This window comes from Rhizobium sp. WSM409, from assembly GCF_057653825.1.
In genome coordinates, this window is the sequence record NZ_JBYGKP010000006.1 from 47,708 (window position 1) to 67,455 (window position 19,748).

The 19,748-nt window shown below is 58.7% G+C and carries 13 protein-coding genes and 3 pseudogenes; 6 read left to right on the plus strand and 10 right to left on the minus strand.

All coding sequences use genetic code 11. From position 1 onward, the window contains the following. Window positions 1-396, minus strand: a pseudogene (locus AC25BC_RS34595) (Y-family DNA polymerase); the annotation flags it as partial. Between AC25BC_RS34595 and AC25BC_RS34600 the strand changes: the two are divergent. Continuing rightward, a pseudogene (locus AC25BC_RS34600) lies at window positions 375-482 on the plus strand (IS5/IS1182 family transposase); the annotation flags it as partial. The pseudogenes AC25BC_RS34595 and AC25BC_RS34600 overlap by 22 nt on opposite strands. On the opposite strand, the gene AC25BC_RS34605 reads toward AC25BC_RS34600, so the two are convergent. From AC25BC_RS34605 to AC25BC_RS34620, 4 genes are all read right to left on the minus strand, one after another. Beyond that, window positions 482-1,939, minus strand: a complete 1,458-nt coding sequence (locus AC25BC_RS34605; protein ID WP_245459813.1) for an HlyD family type I secretion periplasmic adaptor subunit — start codon at window positions 1,937-1,939, stop codon at window positions 482-484. The pseudogene AC25BC_RS34600 and the gene AC25BC_RS34605 overlap by 1 nt on opposite strands. Next, the gene (locus AC25BC_RS34610) at window positions 1,936-4,113 is read right to left on the minus strand and encodes a peptidase domain-containing ABC transporter (protein WP_128438869.1); all 2,178 of its coding nucleotides are present in this window, start codon (window positions 4,111-4,113) and stop codon (window positions 1,936-1,938) included. Before AC25BC_RS34610 ends, AC25BC_RS34605 begins: the two co-directional genes overlap by 4 nt. A gap of 69 nt (window positions 4,114-4,182) precedes the next feature. Next, window positions 4,183-6,810, minus strand: a complete 2,628-nt coding sequence (locus AC25BC_RS34615; RefSeq protein WP_128438868.1) for a Tle-like phospholipase domain-containing protein — start codon at window positions 6,808-6,810, stop codon at window positions 4,183-4,185. After that, on the minus strand, window positions 6,807-7,487 hold the full coding sequence (locus AC25BC_RS34620) for a hypothetical protein (RefSeq protein WP_128438867.1): 681 nt from the start codon (window positions 7,485-7,487) through the stop codon (window positions 6,807-6,809). Before AC25BC_RS34620 ends, AC25BC_RS34615 begins: the two co-directional genes overlap by 4 nt. A 950-nt stretch (window positions 7,488-8,437) precedes the next feature. Between AC25BC_RS34620 and AC25BC_RS34625 the strand changes: the two genes are divergently transcribed. After that, window positions 8,438-9,610 (plus strand): glycosyltransferase, encoded by a 1,173-nt coding sequence (locus tag AC25BC_RS34625; protein WP_128438866.1) that lies wholly within the window; start codon window positions 8,438-8,440, stop codon window positions 9,608-9,610. Window positions 9,611-10,059: 449 nt separating this feature from the next. On the opposite strand, the gene AC25BC_RS34630 is transcribed toward AC25BC_RS34625, so the two are convergent. Next, window positions 10,060-10,323 carry a helix-turn-helix domain-containing protein gene (locus AC25BC_RS34630; RefSeq protein WP_003562110.1) on the minus strand — a complete coding sequence of 88 codons (264 nt, stop codon included), beginning with the start codon at window positions 10,321-10,323 and terminating at the stop codon, window positions 10,060-10,062. Window positions 10,324-10,446: 123 nt separating this feature from the next. Here AC25BC_RS34630 and AC25BC_RS34635 point away from each other — a divergent pair, with 123 nt between their 5' ends. After that, the gene (locus AC25BC_RS34635; protein ID WP_128438865.1) at window positions 10,447-11,337 is read left to right on the plus strand and encodes a LysR family transcriptional regulator; all 891 of its coding nucleotides are present in this window, start codon (window positions 10,447-10,449) and stop codon (window positions 11,335-11,337) included. Between the two features lie 284 nt (window positions 11,338-11,621). Continuing rightward, window positions 11,622-12,542 (plus strand): ArdC family protein, encoded by a 921-nt coding sequence (locus AC25BC_RS34640; RefSeq protein ID WP_128438864.1) that lies wholly within the window; start codon window positions 11,622-11,624, stop codon window positions 12,540-12,542. 62 nt (window positions 12,543-12,604) lie between these two features. Here the strand turns inward: AC25BC_RS34640 and AC25BC_RS34645 are convergent, their stop codons facing one another. The 3 genes from AC25BC_RS34645 to AC25BC_RS34655 form a co-directional block, all read right to left on the minus strand. Further along, complete coding sequence (locus tag AC25BC_RS34645; RefSeq protein WP_017996418.1) at window positions 12,605-12,850, minus strand: WGR domain-containing protein; 246 nt, start codon at window positions 12,848-12,850, stop codon at window positions 12,605-12,607. Window positions 12,851-12,969: 119 nt separating this feature from the next. Beyond that, window positions 12,970-14,652, minus strand: a complete 1,683-nt coding sequence (locus AC25BC_RS34650; RefSeq protein WP_487778604.1) for a type IV secretory system conjugative DNA transfer family protein — start codon at window positions 14,650-14,652, stop codon at window positions 12,970-12,972. Continuing rightward, complete coding sequence (locus AC25BC_RS34655) at window positions 14,652-14,975, minus strand: mobilization protein (protein WP_128439749.1); 324 nt, start codon at window positions 14,973-14,975, stop codon at window positions 14,652-14,654. The genes AC25BC_RS34650 and AC25BC_RS34655 overlap by 1 nt, the downstream gene beginning before the upstream one ends. A gap of 278 nt (window positions 14,976-15,253) precedes the next feature. On the opposite strand from AC25BC_RS34655, the gene traA reads away from it, so the two are divergent. After that, on the plus strand, window positions 15,254-18,550 hold the full coding sequence (gene traA, locus AC25BC_RS34660) for a Ti-type conjugative transfer relaxase TraA (protein ID WP_487778603.1): 3,297 nt from the start codon (window positions 15,254-15,256) through the stop codon (window positions 18,548-18,550). 28 nt (window positions 18,551-18,578) lie between these two features. Here the strand turns inward: traA and AC25BC_RS34665 are convergent. Next, window positions 18,579-18,853: pseudogene (locus tag AC25BC_RS34665) on the minus strand (chromosome partitioning protein ParB); the annotation flags it as partial. A 61-nt stretch (window positions 18,854-18,914) separates the two neighbouring features. Between AC25BC_RS34665 and AC25BC_RS34670 the strand changes: the two are divergent. Then, on the plus strand, window positions 18,915-19,535 hold the full coding sequence (locus tag AC25BC_RS34670; protein WP_003555692.1) for a type IV toxin-antitoxin system AbiEi family antitoxin domain-containing protein: 621 nt from the start codon (window positions 18,915-18,917) through the stop codon (window positions 19,533-19,535). The last annotated feature ends 213 nt before the right edge of the window (window positions 19,536-19,748 follow it).

Sequence of the window (19,748 nt, forward strand, 5' to 3'; positions counted from 1 at the left end):
GAGGCCATAAAAATACGGGCCGGACTTTCCGAAATGCTCCTGGAGGAAGGCGAGCGACTTCGATTTCAGGTCGAGCCCGGTTTCGATCCCGTATTTGCGCATGCGCTCGGCCGTCGCCGGCCCGACGCCGTGGAATTTCTTGACGGGCAGAGTTTCGACAAAGCCTGGCCCATTTTTCGGCGTGATGACAGCCTGGCCATTGGGCTTGTTCAGGTCGCTGGCCATCTTCGCCAGGAACTTGTTGTAGGAAATGCCCGCTGAGGCGTTGAGGTCGGTGACCTGCTTGATCTTTGCGCGGATCTCCAGGGCGATCTCGGTGGCGACTGCCATGCCCTTCAGGTTTTCCGTCACAACGAGATAGGCCTCGTCGAGCGATAGCGGCTCGATCAGCAGCGGGCCTTCGCCGCCGTGGCAGTTTGACTCTTTGGATAACGCCGGAAGCGTTGGCGGGCTGGGCAGCCCCACGTCGCAAAACGCGCGGTTAGCGCTCGCGCATGGCCTCGGATTCCACTTCGACAAGCGGCGCAAAGACGTATTCGAGTAACCTCCGGGAGCCGGTTTTGATTTCAACGGTCACTGTCATTCCCGCAGATAAAGCAACATCGTGGCCCTCGGCCTCAATGCTGACCTTCGAGGGCGTGATAATGACGGGATAGACGAGATTTTGGGTCTGTCCCATTGAAGTCATGTTGGTATTTGATTTCGCGAGTTGTGTCGGATCGTTTTCGGTCAGCTGTGCGTCGGAGCTCGGGATAGAGTCCCGGGCGACGCGTTTAACGGTTCCGCTCAGCGTTCCGTAACGTGTGAAGGGAAAAGACTCGACCTTTATGATGGCTTCCTGGCCTTCACTGAGAAAGCCGATATCCTTGTTCTCCGCGTAGGCCTCGATTTCGAGTTTCGCGTCGTCAGGGACGATACGCATAACCTGCTGGCCGGTCGTTACGACCTGCCCAATGGTGGTCACCGACAAAGCTTGCACGACACCGTCGATCGGGCTCACAAGAGTCATGTGCTCCATTGCAGCCCTTGCCTTCACAAGCCGCTGTGCATACTGGTCTGCCTGCCGCTCGGCATCTGCAAGCTTCTGGGCGTTATCACTGACAAAGGCCTCTCGCGTTCGTTGCTTATCGGCCTCGATAGTACCAAGGGCTGCGATGGTCTGCTCCATTTGCCCATGATCCGATGCGAATGTCGCCTGCTCATCCTGAAGACTCTGAAGTGCGTCGATCAAAGTCGATTTTGTTCCGGTACTATTGGCAATGAGGGTGTTCCTGAGATCCACCCGCTGCTGCAGCGTCGCAATCAGTTCGGCTTCGGCTCGGGTGGTGTCCTCCAGCTTTTCTCGCTCAGCAAGCTTTTCAGCCCTTTGAGCATCAAGACTTTGAAGTTGTGCGCCAAGATTGCCGAGATCGTGTTCCAGCACTCTGTTCTCGCGACTGCGGATGTCACCCGGGATATCGTCAGGCCAGCGGATAACTGCCTTGCCACCTACACGTTGCTCAACGACTTCAATTACCGCGTTGCGTCGGAGAGTTTCCGCTCGATAAGAGATTAAGCCGGTTGAGAGTTCATTTGCATCAGCCGTTGCCTCGGTAGGATCTAGTTCCAGCAGGACGTCGCCTGCGTGGACATGCGTGCCGTTCGTAACATTGAACGCTCGTACCCGTCCGGTCTCAAGGGGTTGAATAACCTTGACCTGGCTCGCCGGTCGGATCTTTCCGGTCGCAATCGCGAATATGTCAATGCGCCCGATATAACTCCATGCCAATACGGCTGTCGCCAGCAGGCAGATGATGATGATGAGCGCCATCTGCGTTGGAGATGCGGGCGTTTCAACAATCTCCAGCGCTGCTGGAAGAAACTCGTTATCAGAGCGACGGCGCTCAACTGCCAGACGTCTGGCGCGTTTGACCATAGCGGGCGGAACGTTTTCGTTCACGCGCGTTCCTCTCGCAATTGGTCCGTTTGAAGCGCCCAAAGATGGGCGTATAGGCCCCCTGGTTGACGCAAGAGTTCGTCGTGGGAACCGATCTCGACGATCCGCCCGTCGGCCATGCTGACGATCCGGTTACACGGACGCACCGCGGCAAGCCGGTGAGCGATGATAATCACGGTCCTGCCTTGGACGATGTTTTTCATATTGCGATGGATGACGCGTTCACTCTCGTAGTCGAGCGCGCTGGTCGCCTCGTCGAAGATCAGGATCGGCGGGTTTGTTGCCAATGCACGCGCGATCGCCAGTCGCTGGCGCTGCCCGCCGGAGAGGTTGGCACCACGTTCTTCAATAATCGTATCGTACCCATTGGGCAGTTTGTCGATGAACTCGTCGGCGCCGGCAAGGTGCGCGACCTGCATCACCACGGCGCGAGAGGTCGTGGGATTGGCTAAAGCGATGTTCTCGTGGATGCTGCGGTTAAACAGCAGGTTTTCCTGTAGAACGACGCCGATGTTCCGGCGGAGCCATGCAGGATCGACCTGGGCTATGTCGGCGCGGTCGACGAGAATTTGGCCTTCCTCTGGCAAGTAAAGACGTTGGATCAGCTTGGTGAGAGTCGACTTGCCTGATCCCGACGGTCCGACAATGCCAATGACCTCTCCGGGCCGGATCGAGAGTGAGATCGATTTCAGAACCTCAGCTGCCCCCGGTCGATAACGGAAGTGAACGTTCCGGAATTCGATCGCGCCTTTGGGAGGTGGAAGACTTCCGATAGATGCCGAAGGCGCTCGCTCGGTGGCTGTGTTCAGAATGTCTCCGAGCCGCTCGACCGAAACTTGCACCTGCTGAAAGTCCTGCCAGAGCTGAGATAGTCGCAGAACCGGCTGCATGACCTGTCCCGAAATCATGTTGAATGCGATCAGACCTCCCACCGTAAGGCTGCCATCCATCACCGATCTGGCGCCAAAGAACAAAATGCCAGCGGTCACAAGCTTGTTCACATACTGAATCGCGTTTTGCCCCCCGGCAGAAAACATTGTCGCGTCGAACGAGGTTTTGACATAAGCGGCCAGCTTCTCCTCCCATTGCGCCTGCATCGCTGGCTCGACGGCGGCGGCCTTCAACGTCTGGACGCCGACGATCGATTCTACGAGAAACTGCTGGCTTTCAGCGCCTCTGTTGAATTTTTCCTTGATCTTGTTGCGCAAAGCCGGGCGGATCAGAACCGTGATCAGGAGGTAAAGCGGGATGGAGCCTATGACGATCAGCGTCAATTGCCATGAATAGGCGACGAGAACCGCGATGAAGATAAGCGCAAAGAAAAGGTCGATGGCCGAAAACAATGCCTGGCCGGTGAGGAACGAGCGAATGGTTTCAAGCTCACGGACACGGGCGACCATCTGACCTGCTGACCGCGTCTCGAAATAGCCAAGGGGCAGCCTCAGGAGATGGGCAAACAATCGGCGGCCAAGTTCAACGTCAATCCGGTTTGTGGTGTGCGACAGCGCGTAGCTGCGCAGATATTGGAGGCTGACGTCAAAAATGCCCAGTACGGCCAGGCCGCCGACGAGCACTGCGAGGGTCGAATAGCCTTTGTGAACGACCACTTTGTCCACTATGGCCTGAAAGAAGAGCGGCGTAACCAGCGCGAACAGTTGCACAAACAGGGATGCCAGCAGGACATTCGCCAGAGGTTTGCGGTAACGCCAGATCGACGGCAGAAACCAGCTGAAGCCGAAGGTTTTCGGATCAATGCCTTCACCGCGAAACTGACGCTGCACAAGGAGGACGCCAGGCTCGATGTCCACGACCACTGCTGCCCACGGTGCTTCGCGGGCAATGCGAGTGACCGGGTCCACTAGCCTAAACTCGCCGGCCGGCGTGACCCCGCCATAGAGGACGTACCTGCCGTCTTTGAGTTTAACGATTGCCGGCGCCGGGATGGCCCGCAACCGTTTTTCGCTTTTCACCTCAGTCAATCTTGCCTTCATGCCGGCCCGTCTGGCGGCTCTCAACAAGTCGGCGTTCGCCGTCGCACGATTCTCAAGGACAAGTTCCCTTGCCAGTTGGATCGGATCGGCAACAATGCGGTAGTAGCCAGCAACGGCGCACAGGGCCACCAAGCCGCTGTCAATCGGGCCCACCGCCGTCGGGGGCACAGATGGAATATCGTTCATTCTGAATGCACGCCCCAGAGGAAGGGAAACGGCGCTGGCAAAGCGCCGTTATTAGTCGCTGCGATGCGTCTACGCCGCCCGCATAAAATCATTCGCTGTCAGGGACGGCCGGTTGTACTCGGAGGTGTAGGCATCATCACCGACGACATTCCACTCCGATGATGTCAGCGGGATCGAAGACGTTCCAAGACTCGATCCGAGCGACGCCGGCTGGATGCCGGTAATTTCCGGAAGGCCGTTGAAAGAGTCGACGTTCGCCTGTGCCCATTCCGAAACCGCGTAGGTCTCATCGCTCTCCTGGAAGTCCGACCCGGCACCATTGTTAGCGAAGTTGATCCCGAAATCGCCGGTATTAAAACCGACCAGGGAGAGGCTTCCGGAGTCGGAGTCGTAGTAGCTCGTTTCGGTGTCCGTTTCCGATCCGTCCCAGTTTTGACGGGTATAGCTGAATGACGACTGGTCAGCGGTTAACCCGGTGAGCACGAGCTTGTTTTGCGGTCCGAGCGTTTCATAGTCGTTGGAATAGGCATAGTCGCGCGTCACGCCGACATTGCCTGATTTGAGCGCATAGTTGTTGCTCGTATTCGAGTACGCAGTCCAAGCGTCGGTGTAATATGCCTCGATACCGCCGGCGGTATTGGCATCACCAACGAGCTTAAGGTTATTGGTAGAATCAACGCTCCTTTCACCCATTCCGTACGAACCGCCCTGCATATTGGGGTTCAACGTCGACTCGCCGCCCAGTGCGCTATCTGTGTATTGAAGATACCGTGTCGGGTCTGAAATGATCTGCCCGTTATATTTCAGGATATCGGTCGCAGTTGGATTGATCAGAACGATCTTGTCATCGAAGCCGCCGCCGTAGCCGTCATCTTCGTTCGAGCCGAAGTTTTGCTCGATATAGTCGCCGATCTTGCTCGGATCCAACGCCAGAAAGTTCGCTTGGTTGATGTTGTCGATTTGCAAGATATAGACGCCGATATTGTCGTCGGCACCTGCTTCGAAGTCGAAGGTGTCACTGCCGTCCGCTCCGTAGACGATCGTCAGCGGGGCGAGATCAGCCGAGTTGAACACGAAGGTCTCTGCACCGTCGAGCGTTCCTTCGACCATATTCCAGTTGGGGGAGGTGGCGGTGTCGGACACGGCGGAGAAATCGAGAGTGGCGGTGCCGGCATTCTCTTCCAAGACTATGTTATTACCGACGCCAAGATCGAATGTGTCTGAGGCTTGGCCGACCATGATATTGGTGCCGCCCCCGCCGATAAACGTCGTATTTCCATTGGGAGAGCCAATGAGCAGGGCGCCGCCTGCCGTGCCGGAGTAAGTGAGCGCAGAGCCCGTAGCATCGAGTGTCACGCCGCTCATCGCACTTGCCTTGATCTCGGTTATGCCAGAGACCAAATCGGTTCCAGCGGCGCCGAACAGGCTGGCGAAACCGTCCTGGTTGGACTCCAGAGGGGTAGGTGTCCCCACAACGCTCATGATCGCGTCGATGACAGCGTTTCTGGCACCCACGATCTCCGGGGCAGCAGGAGTTTGTGTTTGGCCGTTCGACCATTCTCCGGGCGTTAGATCGACGCTGATGACGTTGGAATCCGAATGGATTACGCCAAGGCCCAGTGCTGCGTCCGTGGACTTCTCCGCCGCGAGCTGGCCAGCGTATTGGACCGCGATTTGAGAGAGATCCTGATAGATCAAACCGTTGGTATTGTTGTCGGCGGAGAGTTCCGCAATGTTTGCCGGAACTAGATCGGACAGGTTTCCAGCATCATCGAACATGCTTTTGATGGCGACGTCCCCATAGAGCATCGTTCCTTCGTCGATCGCAGAATAGGCGATCATCTCTTGCAACGCAGTCGAGGCAGCGCCAGTGACTGTTTTGTATGCTCCGACACCGGCCGCGGTTGCCACATCATCATCCCAAAGCTGCGGGATGAAATAGGGCGCGATTATCGACCAATCCGTCAGGTTGTTGTCGGAGGCGTAAACCAGCATCGCCGCCAGCGCCATGCTGTGAAGTTGCACGGAGCTCAATTCGTCCGTGGCCCCTGAATCCAGTCCTGTTACCGGCAAGGATTGTCCGCCGTTATTGCGCAGGAAAGTCAGCGCCTCGCCGACCGTGGCGTAGGCTGACAATTTGGACTCATCATTCGGTGTCGGCGTCGAAGTGCCCCAGATCTCGGCCGCGAGTTGAGGGTTGTACAGGCTCCCTGGAGTAGTCTCGTTGTAAGCGGCCTCCGCAGCAAGTTCAAATGGCATGTTATCGAAAAGATAGCCTTTGACGCCATAAATCGTTCCCACGAGTCCCGTGAGTCCGCCGCCGAGAGAGTGCCCGGTAAGGGTGATATCCGCACTTGTACCCCCGTTTGTGGTGACTGTTTGCAATACGGATTGGTAGAAGGAGATCGCCGATTGGACGTCGGCCGCTTCATCAGAGCCGGCACCAATTGTCCACCCATTCCAGAAGTCCCCGTTGAAAACATCAGTTCCAAGGACATCGGTCGTGCCTCTGTACGATATCTCGTAGTCCGAGCCATTTACATAGGCCACAGCGCTGAAATTGTGGTCGTTAGGCGAGGCGACGGTTGTGATCGTCCAGTCGCCAATGTGCGTATGTTGAGTACCGTCCAGAGCTTTATTCGCTCCGAAGTCGTATGCGTTCATCGCAAGAATTGCATTCATCAGCTCATCAGTCATAGGTCATCTCTCCTTAGATAACTGACTAGGTTTTGCATTTGCACGTATCGAAAAAAGTCCGTTTTGGCGGGATCGAGACGGGACTTGAAAGTGGAAAGCCAGGGAAGATAATTGGTGATGACCCTTGTGACGGGCTCGTCGGTCACCGCAATGGTAGCATCCACGTACTTCGCCCCTTGGCCGCCGACCTCGTCGATTCTTTCAGGATCGACGATTGTCATTGAATAAGGGTCATTGGTGTTCGGAAAATAGACGATGTTGGGGAGTGAGGCGGCGCTAACCTTGAATTCCTGGTGCATTGGTGCGCTCATTTTACCGGTCGAGGACTCGGTGGGCAGAGCGCGGCTGGGATACTCTCCGGTCGTAATTCTGTGCCCGTCAACGACCTGCAAAAGCACAAATGCCATTTTCCCGTTCGTAAACAGCACGGGAATGGCGTCGCCCTTTATCGACACGCGCCCACATGTCTGTTCCAACAAAATGCATGGCGGCTTGTGGATAGTCTCCTGCACGACGCCGCTGGCCGACAAGGGCTTACCATCGACCACATAGTTGACGGTGAGCCGATAACGGTAGGCGTCCACGACGTAAAAGACGTCTCTCGCCCAGATAAAGGCAAAGAGAGAGGAAACGGCGATAAGCAGCACCAAGACGAACGCAACGACAAGCCTTCGCATCAGCGTCCGCCTCTTTGCCAGTTAGGCAACGCAAAACTATCGGGCGTCGCCGGAAGAGCAGATCCCATAACGACTCGTGGACTGGGGCATCTGAACGAGGTGCAGAACACTCCACGAATGGACGCGTGCGCCGTTGGCAACGACAAAAGTGCCTGAGGCACGACCAACTTTCCGCGTTTGAGGCGCCCATTTGGAACTAAAAACGCATGGACGAAACCGCGCAATACACTGAGCGGATAAAGCGCAAACAGCCCTCCCGGCATGACTATACTCACGTAGGTGCGCCCTAAGATTGATACTGGTTGGATGATCGCTGCGCGACAGCGGAAGTTTTGAGATGCGAACTATCTGGGTCGTTAAGCGACATACTCGACATTGGGTCGGAATGTCTGTCTATGTCCTTGCAGGCTCTGTTCCGGGGAGGGGAACAATTACGCATTAGATTACCCCGTCGGACAAGTCATTTGCCCGAGTGATGCTTTGCGGAAATGTACTACGAGCTTTCGCCGCGCTTGAGGCGACGGAACATAAAAATCAACCGCAACTGGTGTCTGTCTTTGCTACCCTGTTGCGACTGCCTAACGCTACGATGCAACATTACCTTGTGTCAATCGGAGCTCATGACACAAGACTTGCGTGGTGGCGATGCTGATCGCTTTAAGTGGGTCGCCAACCGCAATCTCATAATATAGTGCCGAATAGAAAACGGATAATCATCTTAGATTTTAACTACTTACCGTAACCGGATGTTCTCATGCATCTGTGCTATCATGTCGCAGGCTCAGACCTGGAATTGGTTTGCTGGGGAGCATCAAATACATCGATCGCGTTGTTCAATAGGTCTAGCTGCTGATCAATCCCTTCATCACGGCTCGGGCAACGACTGGTTTTACGTTTATAACACTGCAGATTGCGGAAATTTCCTTCATTTTAAACCGGTTGGTCGACGTATGAGCAATATTCTCTTTGCCTGGGAGCTTGGCCGCAACCTCGGCCACATTGCCCGAGACCTTCCTGTTGCCTTGGCACTCCGCGCGCGGGGCCACCAAGTCTATTTTGCATCACGAAATCTCCATCAGGCTCAGGCGATTTTGATGCCCGAAGGCTTTGCGTGCTTTCAGGCGCCACGGCTGCTGCAGCAACGGCAAACCATCATTCCCAGTACCTATGCGGAAATTCTCCTTGCAAACGGCTACAACGAAACCGGTTCACTCAATGCATTAGTGGCTGCATGGCAGCGAATGGCGAGGGACCTCAAAACAGATGTCGTTGTCTGCAATCACGCCCCCACCGCTGTGCTAGCGATGCGGTGCGCCGACATTCCGACGGTTGCTACTTGCATCGGGTTTGAAATGCCCCCAGCAAGTCCACAGGTTTTCCGAACATGGGATCCTCCGCCCGAGGGTCGGGCAGCGGCGGCAGAGCAGTGTGCCAGTCAAATGATCAGCCAAACGCTCGAGAAGCGGGGCCGCGGTCCAGTTGAAAGCGTCGCCGAACTGTTTTCGTCGGCTTCCGTTCTCATGACAACCTTTCCGGAACTGGATCACTATGGCCCGCGCCCCGGCCTTAACTACATCGGTCCGATTGCGCGGCTGCCCGGTCGCCGGCGGGAGTGGCCAACGGGAGTTCGCAAACGAGTTTTTGCCTATCTGCGTAACACTGTTCCAAACATCGCGGCTATTCTGTCAGGACTGGCAGCCACCCCGGCCGAGGTGTTTTGCGTGATGCCGGATCTTGCTCCCGCCGACATTACAGAACGACAAACCCCGAATCTGCTATTGCAACGAGAGACGGTGGATATTTGGTCTATTCTACCCCTTTGTGACCTCGTCGTGACATATGGCACCGGTACCGTTCATGACGCACTGCTCGCCGGCCGCCCATTGCTGTTGTGCCCGCAAAATGCAGAGCAATATTTGATGAGCTTGCAGGTCGTGCGGCTAGGGGCTGGTTTAATGCTTCCTGTCGACGCGTCGCCGGCCGCAATTTCAGAAACCGTCTCAATCCTGCTGTCCGAAATGAGTTTCTCTGACGCTGCGCAGGCATTCTCCGAGAAATACGCCACATACTCTATGGCAGCGACGGTACAAAAAACCGTTGATGAAGTGGAAAGTAGGCTTTGAGCGCGAGTGGCAGGGCCATTTGACAGGCATTTTCGAAGCGAGGAACACGGAACGCCCAGACGAAGGTAGTCAAATCGGCCTCCCTGGATGAGAATTGCAGCCGGACCTGAACCAAAGGAAGCGCCGGCATAGGGGGCTGGGAAGCTGCGCTCGCAACCGAAAGACGATGGGAGGCGGAAAAAGAACTGGGTCTTGTCCGCGAACGTGATCGAAACCGCACCCACGAATGAGTTCCATAAATCTGCTTACGCCGCTGAGACTGAGCTTACTGTTTGGTTCTATTCCCAGCAGGGTCGAGCTTAAACACCTTAGCGGACAGCACAGACCAATCAGAGTGCTCATTTGCACTGCGATTTCCGATAGCGATTGGAGCGCGAAAGAACCTGCCGCCTGACATTGTGACAATTCCTCAGATCAGATCGGAGCCAAGGCGTTTCCTGCACGGATGATCAAGCCTTTGGCTTTCGCCCCGCCTTCATTGGTTCTGGCTTGCTCTCGGACGGTAACGGTTCAGAGAAAAACTCCGAAATGTCAATCGAGAGCGCGATTGCAAGGCGATCCATAAGATCAATGGAGGCATTGTGCTTGCCTCTCTCCAAATCGCTGATAACGGTTCGGTCCACCTGCGCGTCCACAGCGAGGTTCTCCTGTGTGACTTTCCGCGAGACCCTGAGATTTCGCAGGTTCCAAGCTATGCGAGCGCGAGTGTCCATATCTCATGGCCACCATCTTGCATTGCGTTAATCCATGGGATATATCCTACATATTACCATTGTTGTCCTGGTTGATCATCGAATGATGCGGTGAAGGGGAGGGCTTCAAGAGGAGACGCTCCCATGGAACTACGCCAGCTCTCCTACTTCGTCGCGGTGGCCGAAGAACTGCATTTCGGCCGGGCGGCCGCCAAGGTGCGCATCGCCCAGCCGGCACTTTCCAATCATGTGCAGGCGCTTGAACGGGAGCTCGGCTGCGCGCTGTTCATCCGCTCGACCAGACGGGTGGAGCTGACGCGGGCAGGGGAGATCTTCCACGAGCGCTGCGTCGGGATCCTGAGCGAGGTCGATCTGAGTGCCGAGATCACCAGGGCGGTGGCCGGCAAGACGATCCGGCAGATCAGGATCGGCACCGTCTATCCGGCGACCACCGGCGTGCTGCCGGCGTTTCTGGCAAAGATCGCTCGCAAGTACCCGGATATCCGCATCCATATATCAAGCGGCAACACTGGCGACATCATCCGCGGCCTGGAAAACGGCCAGATCAATCTCGGCTTCATCAGGCCGGTGGAAAACATCGGCTCCTTGCGCTTCTCCTCGATCGCCCATGAGCGCTATCTCTTGGCGGTGGCGAGGACGAACCCACTGGCCGGGCAGGCCGAGATTGCCATCGACGATCTGCGCGGGGAGAAGATCATCGCCTTCAACCGCAAGAACCTCTCCTATACAGAGCGGTACTTCAACGAGAAGTTCGAGGAATACGATCTGACCCGCAACATCGCTTACAGCTGCGACGACACCTATTCACTGGTGTCGCTGGTCTCGGCCGGCCTTGGCATCGGCTTTGCGCCGGAATGGACCGAGGGCCTGCCGAACCGGGCCTTCGAGCTGAAGGCGGTCAGAGGCATCGATTTCCGGATCGGGCTCGGTGTCGCCTGGAACAAGGAGGACCCAACCGCCTCGCGCGATGACATCGTCGATATCGCGAGGTCGTTGGCACGGCCGGCCAGGTAAACGATCTTCGCCGCAGCTGATCTTCGCCGCAGCTCAGCTGTGACGCGAGCGATGTGATCCCCTCGCGGATCTGCCACGTATGCCTGCGTCTAACCCCCCCACCTAGACTTCGACCATCGCGTCCTGCCCCGGCTTTTGGTCCTGCCAGGCTCGCGCCGCCGGCAACGGCTTTGCCGTCCTCCACTGCGTTGCGGCCCCGCGGGGTGCAGGCAGCGCTTGCAGCCCGGCTTTCGGACCGCCGTAGCAGGTCGCGATGGCCGCGACCTCGAAACGGAGGTTCCAACATGAGCAGGCAACAATCCAATCAACGATCCGATATCCACAGCCGCATCACCAACACGATCATCGCCGATCTCGAACGGGGCGTGCGGCCATGGACCAAACCCTGGACGACGGGACATGCGACAGCTGAGGTCAGCCGGCCACTGCGCCACAACGGCCAACCCTATTCCGGGATCAACGTCCTGCTGCTCTGGTCGCAAGCCATCGCCCGCGGCTTTGCCTCATCACGCTGGATGACGTTTCGCCAGGCCATCGAACTCGGTGGCGCCGTTCGCAAGGGCGAAACCGGCACGACCGTGGTCTTTGCCAGTTCGTTCGTCCGCACCGAGACGACAGACACGGGCAGCGAGATCGAACAGGATGTTCCATTCCTCAAGGCCTACACGGTGTTCAACACCGATCAGATCGCCGGTCTCGAGGGTCGCTTTGACGACACTGCACCTCACCAGGATCCGATGAGCCGCATCGGCGATGCCGGCCGCTTCTTTGCCAATACCGGCGCGCTGATCCGCCACGGAGGATCGGCTGCCTATTATGCCGCTCAGCGTGATTACATCCAGATGCCATGCCTGGATGCCTTTAGGGACGATGCCGCCTATGTCGCCATCCTCAGTCACGAGATGACGCACTGGACCGCCGCACCGCGACGGCTGGATCGCGATCTTAGCCGCTACGCGAAAGACCGGAGCGAACGCGCCCGCGAAGAGCTCATTGCCGAACTCGGCAGCGCGTTTCTCTGCGCCGATCTCGGCATCGTTCCCGAGCTCGAACCACGCCCCGACCACGCACGCTATCTCGATAGCTGGCTGAAGGTTCTGGCCAACGACAAGCGTGCCATCTTCTCGGCGGCAGCCCATGCGCAGCGCGCCGTCGACTATCTGCATTCCTTGCAGCCGGGGCTCGACGAGGAGGAGGCGGCGTAGGCCGTCTCTTCTTCACTCAACTGTCTCTTCCTTCAATCAGGCATGCGAGACGCGGATGCCGATCACTGCAGGACCCGATAGCCCCGCGATCGCTTCCTGCGCAAAAGGCTGAGCAGGAGATCGACGGCTTTTGCCTCGCTGTCGAAGACATGGATCTTCTGCTGCCCGCGGCTGCCGATGCGTCCCCAGCTGCGCACCAGCGAGGTCTCGCCGAAGAGGTTCGGCTCGATCGACAGCGCATAAAAGCGGGCCATGTTCTTCGATGGATCGATGCGTTCGATGTAGAGACGATAGGGCTGAACTGTCATGCCGGCAGAATCGCAAAGACCAGGCGGCGGCGTCCAACGACATTTGTGAATCGGTTGGGCCCGATCGATTTATCGGGGTGATGTGAACCGCATGTCGCTCCGGCCTTATCTCTCCTGGTTCATCTCTCCTGGTTGACAAACAACCCGACGAATTCCGGATCGGAATAATAGCGCAACTTTGTCGCAACGATGGGCCGCTGGCCGGCGATGAACAACAGCTCGGTTTTGGCATGCAGGTTGCGGACTTCGTCGGGCGTCAGGAGAGGCCGGCCGACATGCTGCTCGGCAAAGGAGAGGCCGGTCTTTTCCGAATCGAGCGCGCGTGCCGCCGTGTTGAAGACGACCGTCTCCTGGCCAAGCAGATCGGAGACCAGACGGGCGCTGTCGTGATCGTTGACGCCGAACACCTGCAGCACGCCGGCGTTGGATAAAAACGTGCCGGCACGCTGGCCATAGGTGGCGCGCAGCTGATGAATGTCCTGGATGATCGGCCAGAGTTGCACACCGTAACCTGCCATCAATCCCATGGCCCGCTCGATGGGCGCCAGATGACCAAGGGCGGCGAACTCGTCGAGCAGATAGAGAACCGGCGGCGCGGATGGAAGCGGCGAGGGTGCGGTTCGCGCCATCTCGGTCAGGCTCTGGGCCACCAGCAAACGCAGCCAACGCGAATAGGCCGCAAGCCTGTCTGGCGGCAAGACCAGGAACACGGTCGCCTTGTTTGCCTTGAGGTCACCGAACCGAAAATCCGATCGTGACAGCACCCCGGTCATGCGCGGACTGTCGAGGAAATGCGTGTGTCGCTGCGCAGCCGACAATACGCCGCTGGCTTCGCGATCCGACTTGCCGAGATGGCGATTGGCGGCCCGCGCGATCAGTCCGTTCACCGCGTCGCTTCTCTGCATCTCGCCCAGCACGACACGGAAGGCTTCCGGTGCCAACGTCAGCAAATGCCTGAGCGTGGTCAGCGTGCGCCTGTCGCCTGGCTGGCTGGCGATCACGTGAAGCAGCAATCCAGCGATCAGTGCCTTTGCTTCCTCGTTCCAATGCGCATCACCTGACAAGCCTGGTTCGTCGAACACCAGTGCGTCGGCAAGTGTCGTTGCATCCTCGGCGACATCGACGTTGTTTGGATCAACGCCGTCCATCGGATTGAAGGCTGCCGTTGGTTTGCCGGTGATGCCGAACGGATCGAGGATATGAACCGGCCCGAACTTCTGCCGTGCATCACCGGCGATCTTCGCGTTCTCGCCCTTCGGATCGATGCAGATGATCGAGCGGTCGGCGGTCAAAAGGTTCGGGATGATGGTGCCGACACCCTTGCCGCTGCGCGTCGGCGCCATGGTGAGCAGATGAGCCGGTCCGCTGTAGCGAAGAAGCCGGCCAGAATTGTTCGCACGGCCGATCAGCAAACCGCCTTCCGCCTTTGTCAGCGGCGCGATCTCTCGTGTACCTGCGAACCGAGCCGTGCCGTGCGTGTCGTCCGCCGCCGATCCAAAATGCGTGATCAACGGTACCGACAACAGCCGAATGAGCAGCACGATGGCAAAGGCCATCACCACCCAATCGCCGACATGCCAGATGACGTCACCCCTGTGGCCGCCGAGCATCACGCGTCTGAGGTAGTCGATCCCGAAGTAGACGGTGAACACGACAAGCAAATAGCCAAATGCACCCATGACAAACGACTTGGCATATCGCAGCGGAAAGGTGATGAACGCGACGATCGCCCAGAGCGGATCGCGGGCCGCCATGCGCATCATGTTTGCGAAGGCAATCTTGATCTGGTTGGCATGGATCATCATACTGCACTCCCGCTGCCGACACTGCCGATATTGCCGACAGTCGGCTCATTTGCCCGCGGCTTCAGCAGATCGTCGAACAGGTCCCGGTCGCCATCGCGGGTGAGAAACTTTGGCAGTTCCGATCTGAGCCAGGCTGCCAGTCCGCCGCCGATCTGCACATCGCGATCACTCTCCAGCCGATGCAGCACAAGTGCGCCGATCAACACCTTGCGGCGCGTATCGATGGCGCGCTCCTGCTTGCCGAGACGGATCTGCAATGTCTTTCGCTGGGCTTCCAGCTGCGCCAGCCGTTCGCCGATGGTTTTGCGTGCCACTGTCATTGTCTCCCTGTTCCACAATCAGCGATCGGCCGAACGGCATCAGGACAATGACCGCACACGATCGCATGCGCGGATGCTGCGACGATGGGTGGCATGTCGGCTACCCGCAAATCTGCGCGTGGAAGCGACCGGCTGAACGGCTTACGAGGTCATCGGGCGATTGCCGCGTGCTCCCACCAGTGCCCGAAGGCGCGAAGCGACGAAGGCACAAGGGCGCACTTACGAGTTGCTGGGCAACTCAAAGCGCGGGCCGGCAGCCCGCTAACAAAGGGATGGCGATGGCGATCTATCATCTCAGCATGAAGCCGATCGCCCGCAGCGCTGGCCGTAGCGCTGTCGCGTCCGCCGCCTATCGTGCGGCTGAGCGGCTGACCAACGAGCGTGATGGGCTAACCCATGATTTTAGCAACAGGAAAGGTGTCGAGCATGCCGAGATCGTCTTGCCGGTTCGCTCTTCTGCCTATTGGGCGATGAAGCGATCGGCCTTGTGGAATGCCGCCGAGCGTGCCGAGAAGCGAAGTGACGCCCGGATTGCCCGGGAATTCGAAATCGCCCTGCCACACGAACTGACGCCGGATCAACGCCTAGCGCTGACGCGTGCGTTTGCCGAAGATCTCGCCAACCGCTATGGCGCTGCCGTCGACTTCGCGATCCATCGGCCAGGCGGGGCAAGCGATATCAGAAACAGCCACGCGCATCTGATGATGACGACGCGTGAGGTGAGGGAAACCGGTCTTGGCGACAAGACGCTGCTCGAGCGGGAAAACAGATGGCTTCTCGCCAATCACCTGCCGCCATCGCAACTGCAGCTGAAGGATCTCAGACAGGCGTGGGAGCATCTTGCCAACGAGCATCTGGCGATGGCAGGCCACGATATCCGCATCGACAACCGCTCGCATCTGGAAGTCGGGATCACGATCGAGCCGAGCGAACATGTCGGTGTGCATGCCACTGAGATTAATCGCCAGGGTGGGGCAGTCTCGCGCGTCCGCATCTCACCGCAATCGGCCGAGCGCAATGCCGAGATCATTCGCCGGCGCCCTGAAGAGATATTGAAGCTCATCACCAACGAGAAAAGCGTCTTCAACCGTTATGACATTGCCAGGGCTTTGCATCGCACTATCAACGACGATGCGCAGACCTTCCAGAACGCCTTTGCATCGGTCATGGCGTCGAAAGCCCTCGTCGAGCTCAGACCCGACAGTTCAGGTGTCCGGGGCCGTGATGGCGAGGCACGTTATTCGACGGTCGAGATGGTGGCGATCGAGGGTGCGATAGCAACATCCGCTGTTGCGATGAAGGCGCGCCAAAACCATGGTGTCTTCAAGCGCAATGTCGATGCGGCCATCGCCGATCAGGACAGATCGATCCAGGCGGGAAATCCTTCACCGGGGCAGGGGCTGTCGGCGGAACAGCGCCAGGCGATCGAGCATGTCACGGGTCCCGGTCAGATCGCCGTGGTGATCGGCTTTGCCGGTGCCGGCAAGAGCACGATGCTGGCGGCTGCCCGCCAGGCCTGGGAAGCGCAAGGTTATCGCGTTCATGGCGCGGCGTTGGCCGGCAAGGCCGCGGAAGGCCTGGAGCAATCGTCCGGCATATCGAGCCGCACATTGGCGTCCTGGGAATACAGCTGGCAGGCCGATCGCGGTCGGCTGAATGCTCGTGACGTGTTCGTCATCGACGAGGGCGGCATGGTCGGCAGCCGGCAGCTCGCCCGCTTCGTCGACGAGGTCAAACGGGCCGGCGCCAAGCTCGTCCTGGTCGGCGATCATGAACAGCTTCAGGCGATCGGAGCGGGCGCGCCGTTCCGGGCGATTGCCGAAGCCGTCGGTCACGCGCAACTGTCGGAAGTGCGCCGGCAAAAAGCCGATTGGCAAAAGCAGGCCTCGATCGACTTCGCCTCGCATCGGACTGCCGACGGGCTTGCTGCCTACCAAGCACATGGCAACATCCAGCTGAAAGCAAACCGCGACGACGTGCTGAAGGCGATCATTGCCGATTACGTCGCTGACCGATCGGCCAATCCCAACGACACGCGCATTGCCATGGCCCATCGGCGTGACGACGTCCGTGCCATCAATGCCGGCATTCGTGCTCGGTTGCAGGAGCGCGGTGAGCTGGCAAAGGGTAGCCACCCGCCTGGTGATAAAGGTGAGGAACTCACCTACCAGACCAGCAATGGGAAGCGATCCTTTGCGCGCGGCGACCGCATCGTCTTCCTGGAGAACGATCGTGATCTCGGCGTCAAGAATGGCATGCTGGGCGAGGTGATCGCCGTCCAACCGGACGCAATACAGGTTCGGCTTGACGGCAAGGCGCAGACGCAAGATGGGCAACGCCAGGTGACCGTACCGGTCAATCGTTACCAAGCCTTTGATCACGGCTACGCCACGACGATCCACAAGACGCAAGGCGCTACCGTCGACCGGAGTTTTGTTCTCGCGTCGACGACGATGGACCGGCATCTGACCTACGTGGCGATGACCCGTCATCGCGAGGCGGTACAGCTCTATGCGGGGCTGGATGCGTTCAAGACGGAGCGATCCCTGACAGAGGCACTGAGCCGCTCAGGCGTCAAGGAGACGACGCTCGACTATACCCATGACTTCGCCAATCGGCGCGGCATGGAGGATCGCCGGGGGCAGGGCGAAGGTGAGGTCGCATCTCATGGAATCAGCAAGGGGATACAGCCCATCCCGGACACGGCGGTTCCCAAGCCAATGCAAGAGCCGCGGCCGCCTAAACCGCTCGCAGTGCGCAGCATCGCCGATGGCGGCTCTTCGCACCAGGATCCCAATGTCGATGAACGTGGCGATGAACGCCGCGTGCTCGTTGCGGCCGTGAAGACCTATGCGATGAGCGTCGAAGCGGTTGGGCGGTCAAAGGCAATGCCGGCATTCGAACGAGATTGGGACGCGGCAAAGCAGCTTGCGCCGCAGGTGTTCAACGACGCGCCAGCGGCCATGGACGTGTTGCGCGGCCGCATCCTGGATGAGAACGCAGATCCGGTCGCGCTCGCCAACCAACTCAGCGCTTCGCCCGAAACGATCGGCGCGCTCGCCGGCAAGACCGGCCTGTTCGGAGACAACGCTGAACGCAAGCACGCGCTTTTGCGGATCGATGCGCTGGTTTCGCATGTTCGCCAATCCGCCAACACCTGGCAGCGTCGCCTTGCGGCTGAATGCGGCTCCGAACGCTGGAAGCGGGAAAAGCAGGACGGGGTCGAGGTTCTGGGGCCGAGCCGCCGGAGTGAGGCGCTGCTGCGCCAGCTCGACGATCTCCCCTATAGCGACAAGGCAAAGTTCGTCGAACGACTGGCGGCGACACCGGAGGGCCGTCAAGCGCTTGCCGAGGCGAAGGACATCGCTACTGCGATCGAAACGCGCTTCGGTCGCGCCGATCCCTCAGATCTCGCGGATCAGCTGAAGCGAGTGGGGCCCGATCAGGCTGGTGACGTCGAGCGGATCCGCCAGGTTGCTCGCCTTGCCGATCGTAGTCATCGTGCGGAGCTCACGCAACAGATGGAGTTGAAGCGGTCGCTTTCGCGCACGAAGAGTTTGGGATTGGGGATGTAGAGTTCCATCTCCGACCGGTGGTCTTTTTGATTTGGGCCGGATCGTTCTGCGTGTCGATGATGCGGCGGATCGGCTCGGTCTTATTGATCTGCTTGCGTTTCACGCGCACATCTGGGCCAGCCTCCGGCCTTCGCCGACGGTGACGGTGACGGTGACGGTGACGAAATAGAAGCCGATTTCCGCGCCTCCGCGTCAAGCTCTGGCCCCAGCACCAGACCTTGCAGAATAAGCCTTTGCGTGAATGCTCGCCGCCTTCGCCCCACAGCTCGCTGTAGGGGGTGTCGAAATGGGGGATTTCCGAGCAAGCGGCTTTGTGATAAAACCTCTGCTATATATTCGATGAATAGAGGAATCGTCACGGGCGATGACATTCACTACCGCCCAGAGACTTCGAGCGCTCGACCTCCTGAAAGCGCGGGGGATGCTCCGGCTGAAGGATTTCGTTGCCGAAGGCATTGGACCGGAGACGCTCGCCCGTCTCGTTCGGGAGGAGGCAGTCGTCCGTCCGGCACGAGGCCTGTATCAACTCCCGGACACTCAGGCTGAGGCGGCCCATGCACTCGCTGAAGCGGCTGTTCTGGTTCCAAAGGGCGTGGTCTGCTTGACCTCGGCCCTCCAATACCACGAACTGACGCTGCAGATGCCCTCGGCTGTGTGGATGGCGATCGACCGCACTGCCTGGCGCCCCAAGATCGATTATCCGCCTATCAAGTTCGTACGCTTCAAGGGGTCCGCTCTCACCGAGGGCGTCGAACGGCATCGCATCGAGGGCGTCGAGGTGCCGATCACAAATCCGGCGCGTTCGATCGTCGATTGCTTCCGCTATCGGGCGAAAGTCGGCCTCGACGTTGCGATGGAGGGGCTGCGCGAGGGGCTCCGTCGGCGCAAGACCACCAGCGACGACCTCTGGACATATGCGAAAGAGGCGAGGATCTGGTCGATCATGCGACCCTATGTCGAAGCGACGGTGGCCGATGGCGCGTGAACTCAAGAAAAACGTAGGGGCATCGGCGGGCGTTCCTTGGTCGCGAACGGATGGCGGCCGCACCACCCGCCTTGGGCACGGTGGTCACTGATCTCGGACGCTTCCTATTGCCGCTGACGCAGCCTGTGGAAGGGGAATGGCGCTGGAAGCCTCATGAGGGCTGGATTCAGCTCAAGTAAAGCAGCTTGGATATCCAAAGCGCTGAAGTACGAT

Bases quoted from the DNA above. Each gene is read 5' to 3' on its own strand.
- AC25BC_RS34640 (WP_128438864.1), top strand. From the start codon at position 11,622: ATGAGCAGGCAACAATCCAATCAACGATCCGATATCCACAGCCGCATC.
- AC25BC_RS34635 (WP_128438865.1), top strand. From the start codon at position 10,447: ATGGAACTACGCCAGCTCTCCTACTTCGTCGCGGTGGCCGAAGAACTG.
- AC25BC_RS34650 (WP_487778604.1), bottom strand. From the start codon at position 14,652: ATGATCCATGCCAACCAGATCAAGATTGCCTTCGCAAACATGATGCGC.
- traA (WP_487778603.1), top strand. From the start codon at position 15,254: ATGGCGATCTATCATCTCAGCATGAAGCCGATCGCCCGCAGCGCTGGC.
- AC25BC_RS34670 (WP_003555692.1), top strand. From the start codon at position 18,915: ATGACATTCACTACCGCCCAGAGACTTCGAGCGCTCGACCTCCTGAAA.
- AC25BC_RS34625 (WP_128438866.1), top strand. From the start codon at position 8,438: ATGAGCAATATTCTCTTTGCCTGGGAGCTTGGCCGCAACCTCGGCCAC.
- AC25BC_RS34630 (WP_003562110.1), bottom strand. From the start codon at position 10,323: ATGGACACTCGCGCTCGCATAGCTTGGAACCTGCGAAATCTCAGGGTC.
- AC25BC_RS34645 (WP_017996418.1), bottom strand. From the start codon at position 12,850: ATGACAGTTCAGCCCTATCGTCTCTACATCGAACGCATCGATCCATCG.
- AC25BC_RS34655 (WP_128439749.1), bottom strand. From the start codon at position 14,975: ATGACAGTGGCACGCAAAACCATCGGCGAACGGCTGGCGCAGCTGGAA.
- AC25BC_RS34610 (WP_128438869.1), bottom strand. From the start codon at position 4,113: ATGAACGATATTCCATCTGTGCCCCCGACGGCGGTGGGCCCGATTGAC.
- AC25BC_RS34615 (WP_128438868.1), bottom strand. From the start codon at position 6,810: ATGACTGATGAGCTGATGAATGCAATTCTTGCGATGAACGCATACGAC.
- AC25BC_RS34620 (WP_128438867.1), bottom strand. From the start codon at position 7,487: ATGCGAAGGCTTGTCGTTGCGTTCGTCTTGGTGCTGCTTATCGCCGTT.